Here is a 14,612-nt window from a genome sequence, read left to right on the forward strand (position 1 = left end):
TTAAAGAAAAACTCGTTTACCTAAAGTAAAGAGTTAGATATAAAACCCATTCGTTTATACCTTTGGAGCGTTGCTCCGTTGCTGCAGGCCTTGCCTGAAGCGAGATGCGCATGATACGCTTCTCAATTTTGATGTCAACGTTTTATTTAATTTAATTTGAAGTTTCTTTTCGAAGATTCAAACCTTACCTATAAAACATTAAGTTAACTACTTTACCCTAAAGTGATGTAGATAACTTATCAAAACGTTCGTTTGGGTTACCCCTTGGAACTGGAGCGCATTCTAGACATTTCTCGCTGGGCGTCAACCCTTTTTTGTAATAACTTTGAAATAAACATTTATTCGCTCGATTAACGTACAAACTGTATTTTTATTGTGGTTTAATCAAACAACTAATGCCTTTTTCTCATAAAGCTGGTGCTACAGACAGTTAATTACTGCTGTTATTTATCTTTCGAATTATCAACCGTATTAAAGTCTTCATCTTTGTCATCACCGACGACATCTTCTAATTTTAACTTATTAACAGAGCGGATAGTCGTAAACGGCCCCGAGCAAGCATAAAAGCCAAATACGATAAGTAAAACATTCTCTGGGCTAGAAGCGATAATGACGAAGGCGAGTACAATCAGCAAAACCACAAAAAAATTAACCTTCCCCTTCCAATCGACTTCTTTAAAACTGTTGTAACGAAAGTTACTGACCATCAATAATCCTGCAAGCATAGTAATAATGCCAACAACAATGCCATAGTCTTGGCCATTTATTTGATATTCTGCACCAACCCAGACCAAACTGGCAATAACTGCCGCAGCCGCGGGGCTTGCTAAACCTTGGAAAAAGCGTGCATCAGCAATACCAACCTGCGTATTAAAACGTGCTAAACGAAGTGCTGCACAGGCAACAAAGACAAAAGCGGCTAACCAACCAAATTTTCCGTAACTCGATAACGCCCAATTATAAGCGACAAGTCCGGGGGCTATACCAAAAGAGACCATATCAGCCATACTGTCATATTCGGCACCAAATTCACTTTGTGTATTTGTCATCCGAGCAACGCGCCCATCTAAACCATCAAATATCATGGCAATGAATATTGCTACAGCTGCACTAATAAAATGACCATTCATTGAGGAAACTATGGCAAAAAAACCAGAAAAAAGTCCTGCGGTTGTTAATAGGTTCGGTAATAGGTAAATACCTTTCGAAGGACTACTGGTATTTGTTTTTTTATCATTCATTATTGTTACAACGCTTGTTTAAAAATATATAGGTATAGTTACTCAAAACTAACATAAAAAACTATTATGGGTATATTAGAGAGTAATAGCATAATAATTCCTCGTTATAATTTGTAAAGTCCCAATTGTATTGTTATATAAAGTATTAGGGCTTTTCTTTATGTTGTTAATAGGTGATCAATGAGTTTTCGTATTCTGTTATTTGGGCTGATATTTTATTTTGGCTTTTGTTCGGCGAGTGAACTAATGGTCTATCGCTGGGTAGATGAAAACAATGTTGTTCATTTTAGTCAACATCAACCTGTTGGTGGTGAGTACACCCAATTTCTAGTGTCTAATCAGTCAAGTGTAACTAGTCGCGCAGACATTATTACAAACCCGCTAGTTTCAGATGACGATGTGATCTCTCAACAAAATCAAGATAACCTCACGGCGACTATAAACAGACCTGAAAAATGTCTAGAGGCACAAGAAAATATTGCCATGTTAATGGCTTTTGATAAGGTCCAATATACGGATGAAAAAGGCAGTAAACAGATATTAACAAAAACAGAGAAACAACAGCAATTAGCGATAAACCAAAAACGCACAGAAGTTTACTGTGCGTCTTTAAGTGACATGCCATAATAAAAAATTTGCTAGTGAGTAAAAACTAATTCTCCGTCACTGACTTCAATACTTATTTCTGCCTTGTTTTTAAAAGCTCCTGACAATATTTTCTGAGCTAATGGGTTTTCAATTTTTTGTCTAATTACCCTTTTCAAAGGTCTTGCTCCAAATAGAGGATCAAATCCAGCCAAAGAAATCAGCGCAAGTGCTTCTTGGCTAATTGATAGCTTAATATCTTGGTCTGCTAAACGATCTCTTAGACCATCAATTTGTATTGCTGCTATTTTTTCTATCTGTTGTGATATTAATGGATGAAAAACAACTGTTTCATCAATGCGATTAATAAACTCAGGCTTAAAATGTAAACTCACTTCTGACATTACCTTAGATTTCATTTCTTCATACTGACCATCATCAGCAAATTTTTGAATGTGATCAGAGCCAATATTAGAAGTCATAATGATAACAGTGTTTTTAAAATCAACGGTTCGCCCTTGGCCATCCGTTAAACGTCCATCATCGAGCACTTGTAATAATATATTAAAAACATCACTGTGCGCTTTTTCAATTTCGTCAAGAAGAATAACAGAATAAGGTTTGCGTCGAACAGCTTCCGTTAAAAAGCCCCCTTCTTCATACCCTACATATCCGGGAGGAGCCCCCACTAATCGAGAAACTGAATGTTTTTCCATAAATTCAGACATATCGACACGAATAAGTGCATCTTCACTGTCAAAAAGATAATGGGCTAATGCTTTCGTAAGTTCGGTTTTACCCACACCAGTAGGACCTAAAAATAAAAACGATCCTATCGGCTGGCTTGGATCGGCAAGCCCAGCTCTTGAACGTCGGATAGCATTCGAAACACTGATAACCGCTTCGTTTTGTCCTATAACACGCTGATGTAAGTTATCCTCCATTTGCAGTAACTTATCGCATTCTTCTTCAAGCATCTTAGAAACAGGAATACCCGTTGCTCGACTTAATACGTCAGCAATTTCAACTTCAGTGACTTTATTTTTTAATAACGTCATTTCTTGCATTTCGGCTTGGCTTGCTAAGTCGAGTTGTTTTTCTAATTCCGGTATTTTGCCATATTGTAGTTCTGACATTTGGTTAAGGTCGCCCAATCGTCTGGCAGCCTCTAAGTCAAGTCGAGCTTGTTCTAGATCTGTTTTAATAGCCTGTGTACCATGTAAAGCAGCCTTTTCGGTTTTCCAAATTTCATCTAACTCATCAAAATTAGTCTGACAAACGCTTAGATCCAATGAGATAAGTCCTAAACGTTTTTTAGAAGCCTCATCTGAATCTTTCTCTAATGCCCGTTGTTCTAATTTCAGTTGAATAATGCGCCGCTCTAATCGGTCTAAGTCTTCAGGCTTAGAATCTATTTGCATACGAATACTAGAAGCCGCTTCATCGATAAGATCAATCGCTTTGTCGGGTAATTGTCTATCACTGATATAACGATGTGACAAAGTAGCAGCGGCGACTATGGCTGGATCGGTAATATCAACACTGTGATGAAGTTCGTAACGCTCCTTTAAGCCGCGCAATATGGCAATCGTATCTTCAACACTAGGTTCTTCGATTAATATTTTTTGAAAACGACGCTCTAAAGCTGCATCTTTTTCAATATATTTACGATATTCGTCCAATGTTGTCGCGCCGACACAATGTAAATCACCACGGGCAAGTGCTGGTTTTAACATATTTCCTGCGTCCATCGCACCATCTGACTTACCTGCACCGACCATAGTATGAAGTTCATCAATAAATAAAATGACTTGCCCTTCTTCTTTGGCTAGCTCACTCAATACCGCCTTTAAACGTTCTTCAAATTCACCACGATATTTTGCGCCAGCAACCAAAGCCCCCATATCCAATGACAATACCCGCTTACCTTTTAACCCTTCAGGAACTTCGTAATTAATGATACGTTGTGCTAACCCTTCGGCGATGGCTGTTTTACCAACACCTGGCTGACCAATTAATACCGGATTATTTTTCGTACGACGTTGTAAAACTTGTATCGTGCGACGTATTTCATCATCTCGCCCAATAACGGGATCTAGTTTGCCCTGCTCAGCAAGCTCTGTTAGGTTCACCGTATATTTATCAAGGGCTTGTCGAATATCTTCAGCATTAGGCTCATCAACTTTTTGACCGCCACGCACATGTAATATTGCATCTTGAACACGTTGTTCACTTGCCCCGAGCGACTTTAATATTTGACCTAGCTTACCTTTGTCTTCAATAGCGGCAAGGATAAAAACATCAGAAGATATATACTTATCACCCATTTTTTGTGCGAACTTATCGCAAAGGTTAAGTAAGTTCCCCATAGCAGAAGAAAGTTGTACGTCGCCACCCGATCCAGACACTTGCGCAAGTTGTTCTATAACTGTTTCTACTTGTGTTCGCAGTGAAAGAACATTAATTCCTGCACTTTTCAATAGGGGTATAATGCTACTCGCGTTTTGGTTTAATAGCGCTAACATGATATGCACGGGTTCTATAAATTGATGATCCCGACCTAATGCTATTGACTGTGCATCTGAAATAGCGACTTGAAATGCTTGGGTTAATCTGTCTAAACGCATGAGGCTCTCCTGCCTAACAAAGAAAAATATTCTTTTATACCTTATAGATAAGGATATAATTGAAATTTTTCAAGGAACAAAGTGAAAAGCTTTTGATTTGAAATAAGATTTAGTTTGTTTTTTAAACTTATTGTCGACAAATGATGGAAACCATTCGTCCGGTAATGGTATCTCGTCGATAAGAGTAATACTGCTGTTCATTAGAATAGGTACAATGGTTTAAATGATGAACCTTATTAATACCAAGCGTATTTAGTTGGATTCTTGCTATCATTGCTAAATTAACTAGGTATTTAGCTTTATGTTTTTCTAGCGCTAATGGTTCATTTATAGCTGTGAAAGCCGATACAAATTTTTCTGACTGACTTTCAAAGGCACACTTTACTTCTTGCCCTACTTCAAAAGCATATTCACCAATACAAGGCCCCAACCAAGCAATGATATTTTTATTGTCTGTTTTCATATTATTGACGGTATTGGTAATAATATTTTTAGCTAAGGGTTTCCAACCACCATGAATCGCAGCAACTTCACTGCCGTCTATCGCAGTTAATAATATCGGTAGACAATCAGCGGTCATCACGGCTAAAGCAATATTCTTCTGCGGAGTGATTATAGCATCAGCCACTAAAGGCGTTTTTGAATAAGATTCTATGGTCACAACTTTATTACCATGAACTTGTTCAAGCCATTGAATTTTTGTATTAAGCGGTAAGTATGCGAGTAACGAAGCTCTATTTTTGTTGACATTAACCAAGTCATCACCAACATGTTCGCCCAAGTTAAATTGGCCGTATACTGAAGAATAGCTGTGATTAAAAGATAACGATTTTTTTTGAGGATGGAGTCTTGTCGTAGTAAAAGCCAGTACATTTAGTACTGGCCATTCTATATTGTAGAGACTGTTATAAATAGTCGTCTGTTGCGTTGATTTTCGAATCTTCACGCAAAACATTTGTTAAATTAACCATGTCATCTGGAATAGGTGCATGCCAAGTCATTTCTTCACCCGTTATAGGGTGAAATAATGACAACATTGCCGCATGTAATGCTTGGCGCTTAAAACTACGCAATAAATCCCGCAAATCTTCTGTCGCATTTTTAGGAGGACGAGGACGACCACCGTAATTAGGATCTCCAATCAATGGATGGGTAATATGCGCCATATGAACACGAATTTGATGTGTACGACCCGTTTCAAGACGTAATCTTAAACGTGTGTGCAAACGGAATTTTTCCATTACACGATAATGCGTTACCGATGGACGTCCAAAAGGACTAACAGCCATGTGTGTTCTTTTAGTTGAATGGCGACCTATAGGTTCATCAACCATACCACCAGCTGTCATTAGACCATTAGCAATCGCTTCATACTCACGCGTTATTTCACGTTCTTGTATAGCATCGACTAAGTTTGTTTGCGCTGCAATTGTTTTAGCAATAACCATCAAACCCGTTGTATCTTTATCTAGTCTGTGGACGATGCCGGCACGAGGGACAACATCAAGCTGTGGGCAATGATACAGTAAAGCATTAAGTACCGTGCCATCAGGATTACCTGCACCTGGGTGAACTACAAAACCAGCAGGTTTATTAATAACTATAATATCGTCATCTTCATAAACAATATTTAAAGGAATATTTTGTGGTTCAAATCGCACGTCGCCTTCAACTTCAGTTGATATTTTGATCACTTCCCCACCAAACATTTTCTCGCGTGGTATTATCAAAATAGCGCCGTTTAAAGTAACGTGACCTGCTAAGATCCATTCTTTTATGCGAGAACGAGAATATTCAGGGAACATCTCAGCTAATGTTTGGTCGAATCGTTTACCTAAACAAGTTTCAGGAACCGTATCTGTATGTTGAATTATTTCAGCCATTAAAATTTCTATTTAACTCTCTATAAATTTACTATGAATTAGCGCTGTGCAAGGCAAGTATGCTAGGTTAGAATGCCAGTGTTTATTTTACCTCTTTGCTCTATTAATTACATTAAGTAATTTGCAAAGGGCGTATATTTATTTAACTAATACCTTTAACTAAAACAAAGTAGTGATAACAAAGTCTATGCAAAATTTGACAATAAAAATGATAATACTAGTGCTTTCATTAGGGCTAGCGGCGTGTTCATCATCAAACAAAACCGACATTGAAAAAGTACCAGACAAGTCAGCACAAGCATTGTTCACCGATGCTAGAACTGCGCTTGATAGTGGTTTATATCAACGAGCTATCCAGATTTTATCAGCAATTGACTCACGCTTTCCATTTGGTCCTATCTCTCATCAAGTGCAATTAGACTTAATTTACGCCTATTATAAGAGTGGTAATTCAGCTCAAGGTATTGCTTTGGCGGATCGATTCCTGCGTTTAAATCCTGATCATGTCAATCTTGATTATGTTTATTACATGCGAGCGTTAATCAATATTTCAACTGAAGAGAATCTTTTTCAAGAGTTAGCAGGCATTGATCGTTCCGACAGAGATCCAACGGCTGCTCGCGAAGCATTCAAAGACTTTAAAACGATTTTGACTGAGCTACCGCAAAGTAAATATGCCGCTGATGCACGCAAACGTATGATTGGTATAAAGTCACGTTTAGCTAAGTATGAATTGACCGTCGCTCGTTTTTATATGAAACGTGATGCTTGGGCATCAGCAGCAAATCGTGGTAAGTACATTGTTGAATACTTCTCGCCTAGCCAGGAAGTGGAACAAGCCTTAGAGATTATGATTGAGTGTTACGACAAGTTAGATTTAATGGATTTAAAAATTAATGCGAAGCAAGTCTTAGCAGCAAATTATCCAAATAATAAGTTTTTAACTCGTTAAATTTTAACTGTTTGTTAGCATTGAAATAGAAGCTATAAAAATTTTCTTTATCAATGGTAACGTTTAAATGATTAAAAAGCCCATTGAGATATAATACTCAATGGGCTTTTTTTATGATGAGATTAACTGATAAAATTAAATAGCGGCTTCATCTTCTTCACCCGTACGGATTCTGATCACCCGCTCAACATCAGTGATAAATATTTTTCCATCACCAATTTTACCGGTTTGCGCTGTTTCTATAATAGCATTAACACAACGCTCAACTTGTTCTGTGGTGACAACAATTTCTAATTTTACTTTCGGTAAGAAATCGACCATATATTCTGCACCACGATAGAGCTCAGTGTGCCCTTTTTGTCGGCCAAAACCTTTAACTTCTGAAACAGTCATACCTGTGATGCCAATTTCACTTAATGCTTCACGCACATCATCCATTTTGAATGGTTTGATAATTGCTTCTATTTTTTTCATTGTTTTTATCCATTAACCGCGAAATATACTTTGAATTGTACACAATTATATCAAATAAACCCAAGCGCTATATTTGTTGTAAGCGATTTAAATTTCAGATAGCGAACAAACTAGTTAATACCGGTTACCTATATATTGAAGTATCACAGGTATACGTTACACTAAGATAATTTAACTTATCGAATAACTATCAAAGGAAGTTGAATGGAAACGCAATTGATCATAAATGAAATGAGAGTATTACCTCAAATAGATGCCGTGTTTGAGATAAAGCGCCGTATTGAATTTATCAAAAAAACACTTAAGACTGCCGGACTAAAAAATTTAGTGCTAGGCATTAGTGGTGGTGTCGACTCTTCTACCTGTGGACGTCTTGCACAACTTGCTATTGATGAGCTCAATTATGAAGAAAGAATAGCTAACAATAATTCGATATCGCCCTATCAATTTATTGCGGTTCGTTTACCTTATGGTGTGCAAGCAGATGAAGACGATGCCCAGCTCGCTTTGGACTTTATTCAACCAACACATAGTTTAGTAACCAATATTTTGAATGCAGTTAATGGCATTCACATCGAAACGCTTAACGCGCTTAACCAAGCAAATATCTTATCGGCAGACGATGCACGAATCGATTTTTCAAAAGGTAATGCCAAAGCTAGAAGCCGAATGGTAACGCAATATCACATTGCAGGTATTATTGGCGCACTTGTTTTAGGGACAGATCATTCAGCAGAAAACATCACCGGATTTTTCACTAAATGGGGTGATGGTGCCTGTGATTTAGCGCCTTTATTTGGTTTGTCTAAGCGCCAAGTACGCTTATTAGCAGAAAATTTAGGTGCGCCAGACTTATTAATTAATAAAGCTCCAACCGCGGATCTTGAAGAATTGGATCCGGGAAAAACTGACGAAGATGCACTAGGTATGAGTTATGAACAGTTAGATGATTTCTTGGAAGGCAAACCAGTAGCAGCAGAGGTGCAAGCACTTATCATTAATATTTATCAAAAAACCCAACATAAGCGATTACCTATTCCAACAATCTACGATTAACTTTTAAGCGTTAAACTTGTAAATTTAACGTTAACAGCTATACCTAGTAATACATCTACTCTAGCCAACGGACGGCTTAATGTTATGTCATACTTATCGTTTAAAATAATGGGTTTCACTCTTATTGAAACCTTAATCGCGCTAGCTATATTAATTGTTCTTACCGCTATAGCTGTTCCTACGTTTGCAGATTTAAGGATAAGAATACGTGTTGATAATGAGATCACAGCCTTACATCGACTATTATTATTAACAAGAAATCATGCGGTTAATCAGGAACGTTTTGTTACTGTTTGCCCACTTACCCCTTCTAATCAGTGCTCAAACGAATGGCATAAAACACTGACTGTATTTTATGATGATAACAAAAACAAAGCGCTTGATGCCTCAAGTGCTGAAGTGATTATAAAAATAAAATTAGCTATAAAATCAGGCGATAAATTACAGTATGCTCAAGGTAGAACAGCATTAATTTACGCACCCAGTGGACGGCTTGCAGTGTGGGGAGGTAATGGTACTTTCCGCTATTGCCCAAAATCACACAGTAATAGATCAAGAGGAATTATCATTTCAGGCGCTGGACGGTTTTATTTATCGAGCGACCAAAATATGGATGGAACCGATGAAAATCGTAGCGGTCGACTCATTCGCTGTCACTAATCTATGACAACAAGCGCTTTAAAAGGTATATAGCTTATTATCATTCCAACAATAACAAGCCCTGATATCGATAACAGCAACCTAGCGAAAGAGTGACTTAAGTGATATAACTTAATTATCTTGAAATATTCTCACACAGTTTTGAATATGATGTAATCCCCATGAGACTAACTCAGTGCTCTCATGGGTATAACAAGAAATTAAGGCTTATATTATGAAGTATGATTATTTGCAATCAAACAAAAGGCGACAGGGCTTTACACTCGTTGAATTGATGATAACTATCGCTATTGGAGCAACGTTAATGGCGATAGCGCTACCAAAATTCAATAGTTTTTTAGTTGAAACACGCGTTGACAATGAAATTTCTCATTTACAAAGACTACTATTAACAGCAAGAAATACCGCCATAAATGCAGAACAATCGGTTACCTTGTGCCCACTTAATGCAAGTAATCGTTGTGATACTAATTGGCAAAACGAAGTCAGTGTTTTTATTGATATAGATGGCGATAAAACTTATGAGCCCGCCAGTGACGAAAGAATAGTTGCAGTAAAAGCTAAGATAAAAACTAATGACAAACTTCAGTACGGCCAAGATAGCATTATATACAGACCTACAGGCAACATCATGGGTGGCGTTAGTGCTAGCCCATTTAAATATTGTCCAAAAGACTACCCGGCCAAGTCAAGAGGTATTACAGTAACTACCTCTGGACGTTCCTACGTTACCTCAGACACAGATAGCGACGGCATTGATGAAGACCGCTCAGGCAATGAGATTACTTGCAGCTAAGTCTCCTATTTAACGAGCAGTGTTTTCATCTAATTTTTTTGAAAGTGCATTGGAAAAATCATCATTTGATTTAACACATTCCTTTACTTGATGAACTTTCTGCTTTTGCTTTGAAAAGCCAGTTGCTATTTTTTTGCTGACTAACCAATCAGCATATTTTGACAGTTTATTGGAGTCAATAATGCCAAAATGAATAATGTCTGTCCCGCCCATTAGTTCAACATGACATTTAACCTTAATTTTTGTCGATTTGTCTGTCGTCTTTGCCACGCTATCAATACTTATAAAAAATAGACTTACAAAAAGTAAGTTAAGTGCTAAGCAATGCTTAAATAACAATTTCATTATATTACTCCCAGCAATTGGTGGATGTAGCTGTTTTCTGGCCACTATCGGTTACCGATAAAGTTAAACAAGAAGAATCATTAGTCGCTTGCGTACCTCTCGCAGTAGCTTTAAGGGTATATGTTACCCCAACTACTGCAGCATCAATGCTATAAAAGCCCGAGTCGGTAATATAAGGATCTGCAGGCGCACCTAATTTTTTCATATCTGTGGTATATGCTCGATGGTCAATAAAATACTGTTCTTGCAAACTTGCTAAGCGCAATAATTCACGTTGGCCCTCGCTACGATTTGCCCTTGAAATATTATCAATATATGACGGATAAGCAATCGAAGCTAGAATACCCACTACAGCAACCGATATCATTAGCTCAAGCAAAGTGAAACCTTTAGCTCGTCCCTTATTTTTACTCACTATCATTAATTTGACTCCGTTACATAAAGGTAAATTCTTGACGTTTCTAGGCTAACGCCTAACGGAATAATTTTCCCAGCTAATAGTTTTATCGTGGCAATGACTTCTGCTTCCTCTTCATCAGGCGGACAATCGCCTTCGCAAGGTTCTTGAGGCGCTTTTGGGTCTTTAGTAATAATAATTGAAGGAGTATCAGGAATACCGGCCGCTATTTCCCATGTTCTCCAGTCATAGACAGTCGTGCCAAGCGCTAGGTCCACAGCATATAAAATACCCGAACCATCACTTAATTCACAACTGTTAGGATCAGTAGAGACCGCGGCAGGCGTAAATGAAGTGAAGTAAGCAACGCCATTAATAACGATGGCTGAGGCCGTGTTTTTCTCACCATCACCAACGAAATCCATAAACCAACCTTTTTTATTACCGACGTTTATTTCAAGTGTCTGTAAATTTTCGGCAGTCAATGCCTGCCCAAACGGGTTGTTTGTATAGTCATAAAGATCTGTCGCTAAAATAGCAGTGGGTATTGCCAATTGTGGGTGCGTAGGTGAAGTAACAAATGATGTAGTTACAATATTGGCATCTTTAAGCATGAAAAATTTATCGTCAGTATCATTGGCCGCAGGTGTTGATCGGTCGCCACTACCAATAAGTATCGCTTCGTAGGGCCTTTCCTGTTTTGTTACCACGGTTGAACTAGTACCATTAGTATCAACTGATGTAGTTTCTATCGTATCTGCAATATACGTTCTAGCAATTGAAGGTTCGCTAAAAAAGCGTCGATCTGTCGCATGAGTTGTTCCACCCAACTCAGCTAATTTAAAAGCAGTCCATGGCGATGTTCCACTAAAGGGAGCATCGCCTGGCATATCAACACGCCAAAAATTTCCACCGGTATCACCAAAATAAAGACGATCGGTTAAGCCATCAGAATCACTGTCTAAGATAGCGAGGCTAGAAGGCACGCTATCAGTTATCTCAGTAAATTGAGTATTAGTCGCACTCGTTGCATCAGGGCTTAAACTCCATTTTAGTACACCTGTTTCTGCATCAACCATATAAACAGCTCGGCCTAAGGTATCATCTGCCCCAACAGTTAAGTTATCTTTAGTTGTGTCATACCCGCCAGCAAAAAAGAGTACAGGTTTTGGTGTACCATTTTCTATATTAAGCGCTGAAAACCCTATTTTAGGTTGCGACCATGATTGTCCTAAATGGCTAAATCCTGGTGAGTTTGCATCTAGGTGCCACAATAACTTAGGAGTATCGGGGTCACTAACATCCATAGCATAATATGAAGAGCCACCACGGCGTAAACCAAAAAATATCCATGCTTTATCTCCACTTGCACTATCAATAGACCCATCACCATTGACGTCCAGTAAGTATGAAACGGCTGGGCTGTCTATGCCGTATGATTTACCTGATGACGTAAAATTTTCACGTAAAGCTTTTATTTTTGAAAAAAATTCTTTAGGCATAAAAGCCCAATTTTCATCAACTGTTGCTCCATTATCGTCAAACATATGTAAAACGCCGGCATTGGTGCCAACTATTATACGAATATCTTGATCATTACTTGCACCACCATAATTAATAACTAATGGTTTAGAGTGCAATGGGTCACCAAAAACATCACTGCGGATATCTGTAGTTGAATTATCGTTGTCTTCATCATCAACATCAATTCCCTTGGCCCAATTGAGCATGTCACCAATGTCATCAATTTCAGTAACCAATTCACTTGCTAACGTGGCTTCGTCACCGTAGGATGTTTCGGCATTCGTTCGTGTAAGTGGCATTAAGGCACCATTAACACCAATATCACTGACAATAACGCGTGTAGATTTAGTACGTAACATTTCAGCTACACCACCTTTTTTAACATCGTTACCATCTGCATTGGTATCTGTACTCCAAAAGGTTTTGGCATTTTTTGAAATATTGCCATTATCATCAATAGCACCAGCACCCGTTCTATCAACTTGCTGGCCATCGGTCACTTTTAGTTTTTTTAAATTTCCTTGCCACCTTGCACCATGATCAGGAACGAACATCGCATAATAAACTGAATCTAACGTTTCAGTTCTATCAAAATTATTTGAGGCAACCGAAGGAGCTGTAAAGCTAGTATTCACTTCCAAAATATTGGTTAATGCCGATTGAAGTGAAGCCAGTAAAGCACTGGGATCTTTAGCCGGGTAATATTGACCACCCCCCAATTTTGCAGCTTCACGTAATAACGCTCCCGCATCATCAATAGCATCTTGGCCAAACCCTATCGTAAAGAGTGTTGATGATTGCACATCAGGTAAGGTGCTATGTAAATCATGGGTGTGCATCCAACCAGCAAGTGCCGCTAAATAGTTATTAGTACCATTAACGTTAAACGGTAGGCCAATATCAGGTAAGTTTTGAATATAAGTGTTAGCGGCAAGATCCCTAGTCGGTTCCCCATCTGTAATCATAATCACATAAACTTCATTAGTACATGAATTAAAGGGTGATTGATAAACACCCGCATCTTCAATTGAGGTATCTCTTGGCGGTGTATTACCTTTGTAGCTACTGCCAGAATTAGAGTCGTTATTGCCAAAATCCACCGACAGGCCACTAAAATAACGTGACGCTTCATAAAGAGATTCACAAAGCGGGGTATTCGTTTCACCATCAATCTCTAAATCAATAATATTTACTAATTCAGCGCGAGCTGCTGCGGTCATTTCTTGAATACCAAAAACGACTCTGCCACCATCGCGAACAAATTCGCCAGAATGATTATAATTAAAAACTTGTAAACCAAAATCAACAGAAGGTGCCGATTCAATTAAATCAGTAACGGTATCTTGTGCTATTTCCAAACGGGTACGATTAACCTGCTCAAGCGTTTCACTGTTTGCCCAACGCAAATAGTTGTCAGTGTAAAGGGTTACAACTTCGCCTGACCAGACAACATTTGAGTTATTGGCGTTTGCCGTATAATAAACAGGACTTTGTTTCGAACCCTCTCCATCGATGGGAAAGCCATCGGGTAAATCAACGACAGAACCGTTATTTGTTTTTATACCTGCATTATCCTCAGGGTTTGCAGGCACTAAATTAACATCATCTTCGCAGTCAATGACATCAATATTAGCACCATTGTTATCGGGGATTTCTTGCCAGCTACCTGAGTTTCCTTGAAAGGCATATTCACGAATGTGTCCGGTATAAAAGCCAACAGATGCTAAACGTTCACGGGCAGTTGCACAGCTATTAATAGCATCAAGAAAACGACGGCTTTCACTAGGACTATCTGGAACAAGGGAAGAAGAGCCATCAATGCCACTTCGAGTAAAATAAATAAATTTACTTGATAAGGAGTTATCGCTTCCAACCGCGGGGTAAACTCTATTAGGATCATAGGGTTCATCGACTGACTCTAAACTATTCATGCTGCCAGAATTATCAAAAATAATCAGTACTTGTGGTTTATTACCGGTACGCTGAGCTGCATCACCAATATAGAGTTCAATATCTTCACTATAAGAAGCAAGAGATGTAAATATCAATGCGCTACATAATAATTTTTTCAT

13 protein-coding genes are annotated in these 14,612 nt (G+C 38.3%); 5 read left to right on the top strand and 8 right to left on the bottom strand.

Annotated features, from left to right (window positions below):
- Positions 1–443: 443 nt before the first annotated feature.
- Positions 444–1,241 (bottom strand): CDP-diacylglycerol--serine O-phosphatidyltransferase, encoded by a 798-nt coding sequence (pssA, locus tag H4J66_RS16215; RefSeq protein ID WP_182176012.1) that lies wholly within the window; start codon positions 1,239–1,241, stop codon positions 444–446.
- A 180-nt stretch (positions 1,242–1,421) separates the two neighbouring features.
- On the opposite strand from pssA, the gene H4J66_RS16220 reads away from it, so the two are divergent.
- Positions 1,422–1,868 (top strand): DUF4124 domain-containing protein, encoded by a 447-nt coding sequence (locus H4J66_RS16220; RefSeq protein WP_182176013.1) that lies wholly within the window; start codon positions 1,422–1,424, stop codon positions 1,866–1,868.
- An 11-nt stretch (positions 1,869–1,879) separates the two neighbouring features.
- Here the strand turns inward: H4J66_RS16220 and clpB are convergent, their stop codons facing one another.
- The 3 genes from clpB to rluD all read right to left on the bottom strand — a co-directional run bounded on the left by clpB (position 1,880) and on the right by rluD (position 6,336).
- Complete coding sequence (gene clpB, locus H4J66_RS16225) at positions 1,880–4,453, bottom strand: ATP-dependent chaperone ClpB (RefSeq protein ID WP_182176014.1); 2,574 nt, start codon at positions 4,451–4,453, stop codon at positions 1,880–1,882.
- A gap of 127 nt (positions 4,454–4,580) precedes the next feature.
- Positions 4,581–5,399, bottom strand: coding sequence for a peptidoglycan editing factor PgeF (pgeF, locus tag H4J66_RS16230; protein ID WP_182176015.1), 819 nt, complete (start codon positions 5,397–5,399; stop codon positions 4,581–4,583).
- Entirely contained in the window at positions 5,359–6,336 is a 978-nt protein-coding gene (rluD, locus tag H4J66_RS16235) for a 23S rRNA pseudouridine(1911/1915/1917) synthase RluD (RefSeq protein ID WP_070374469.1), read from the bottom strand. The genes pgeF and rluD overlap by 41 nt, the downstream gene beginning before the upstream one ends.
- A gap of 187 nt (positions 6,337–6,523) precedes the next feature.
- Here rluD and H4J66_RS16240 point away from each other — a divergent pair, with 187 nt between their 5' ends.
- On the top strand, positions 6,524–7,288 hold the full coding sequence (locus H4J66_RS16240; RefSeq protein ID WP_070374470.1) for an outer membrane protein assembly factor BamD: 765 nt from the start codon (positions 6,524–6,526) through the stop codon (positions 7,286–7,288).
- A 135-nt stretch (positions 7,289–7,423) separates the two neighbouring features.
- Here H4J66_RS16240 and glnB read toward each other — a convergent pair whose 3' ends face one another.
- The gene (glnB, locus tag H4J66_RS16245; protein ID WP_070374471.1) at positions 7,424–7,762 is read right to left on the bottom strand and encodes a nitrogen regulatory protein P-II; all 339 of its coding nucleotides are present in this window, start codon (positions 7,760–7,762) and stop codon (positions 7,424–7,426) included.
- A gap of 204 nt (positions 7,763–7,966) precedes the next feature.
- Here glnB and nadE point away from each other — a divergent pair, with 204 nt between their 5' ends.
- From nadE to H4J66_RS16260, 3 genes are all read left to right on the top strand, one after another.
- Positions 7,967–8,818, top strand: coding sequence for an ammonia-dependent NAD(+) synthetase (gene nadE, locus H4J66_RS16250; protein ID WP_182176016.1), 852 nt, complete (start codon positions 7,967–7,969; stop codon positions 8,816–8,818).
- 84 nt (positions 8,819–8,902) lie between these two features.
- Positions 8,903–9,478 carry a GspH/FimT family pseudopilin gene (locus H4J66_RS16255; protein WP_182176017.1) on the top strand — a complete coding sequence of 192 codons (576 nt, stop codon included), beginning with the start codon at positions 8,903–8,905 and terminating at the stop codon, positions 9,476–9,478.
- A 214-nt stretch (positions 9,479–9,692) separates the two neighbouring features.
- Positions 9,693–10,274, top strand: a complete 582-nt coding sequence (locus tag H4J66_RS16260) for a GspH/FimT family pseudopilin (RefSeq protein WP_182176018.1) — start codon at positions 9,693–9,695, stop codon at positions 10,272–10,274.
- Between the two features lie 9 nt (positions 10,275–10,283).
- Here the strand turns inward: H4J66_RS16260 and H4J66_RS16265 are convergent, their stop codons facing one another.
- From H4J66_RS16265 to H4J66_RS16275, 3 genes are read right to left on the bottom strand one after another with little or no spacing between them, the layout of a single operon-like run.
- Positions 10,284–10,619, bottom strand: a complete 336-nt coding sequence (locus H4J66_RS16265) for a TapY2 family type IVa secretion system protein (RefSeq protein WP_182176019.1) — start codon at positions 10,617–10,619, stop codon at positions 10,284–10,286.
- A 4-nt stretch (positions 10,620–10,623) separates the two neighbouring features.
- On the bottom strand, positions 10,624–11,040 hold the full coding sequence (locus H4J66_RS16270; RefSeq protein WP_182176020.1) for a type IV pilin protein: 417 nt from the start codon (positions 11,038–11,040) through the stop codon (positions 10,624–10,626).
- Complete coding sequence (locus H4J66_RS16275) at positions 11,040–14,612, bottom strand: pilus assembly protein (RefSeq protein ID WP_182176021.1); 3,573 nt, start codon at positions 14,610–14,612, stop codon at positions 11,040–11,042. Before H4J66_RS16275 ends, H4J66_RS16270 begins: the two co-directional genes overlap by 1 nt.

The organism is Colwellia sp. MB3u-55, from assembly GCF_014076785.1.
Classification (GTDB): domain Bacteria; phylum Pseudomonadota; class Gammaproteobacteria; order Enterobacterales; family Alteromonadaceae; genus Colwellia_A.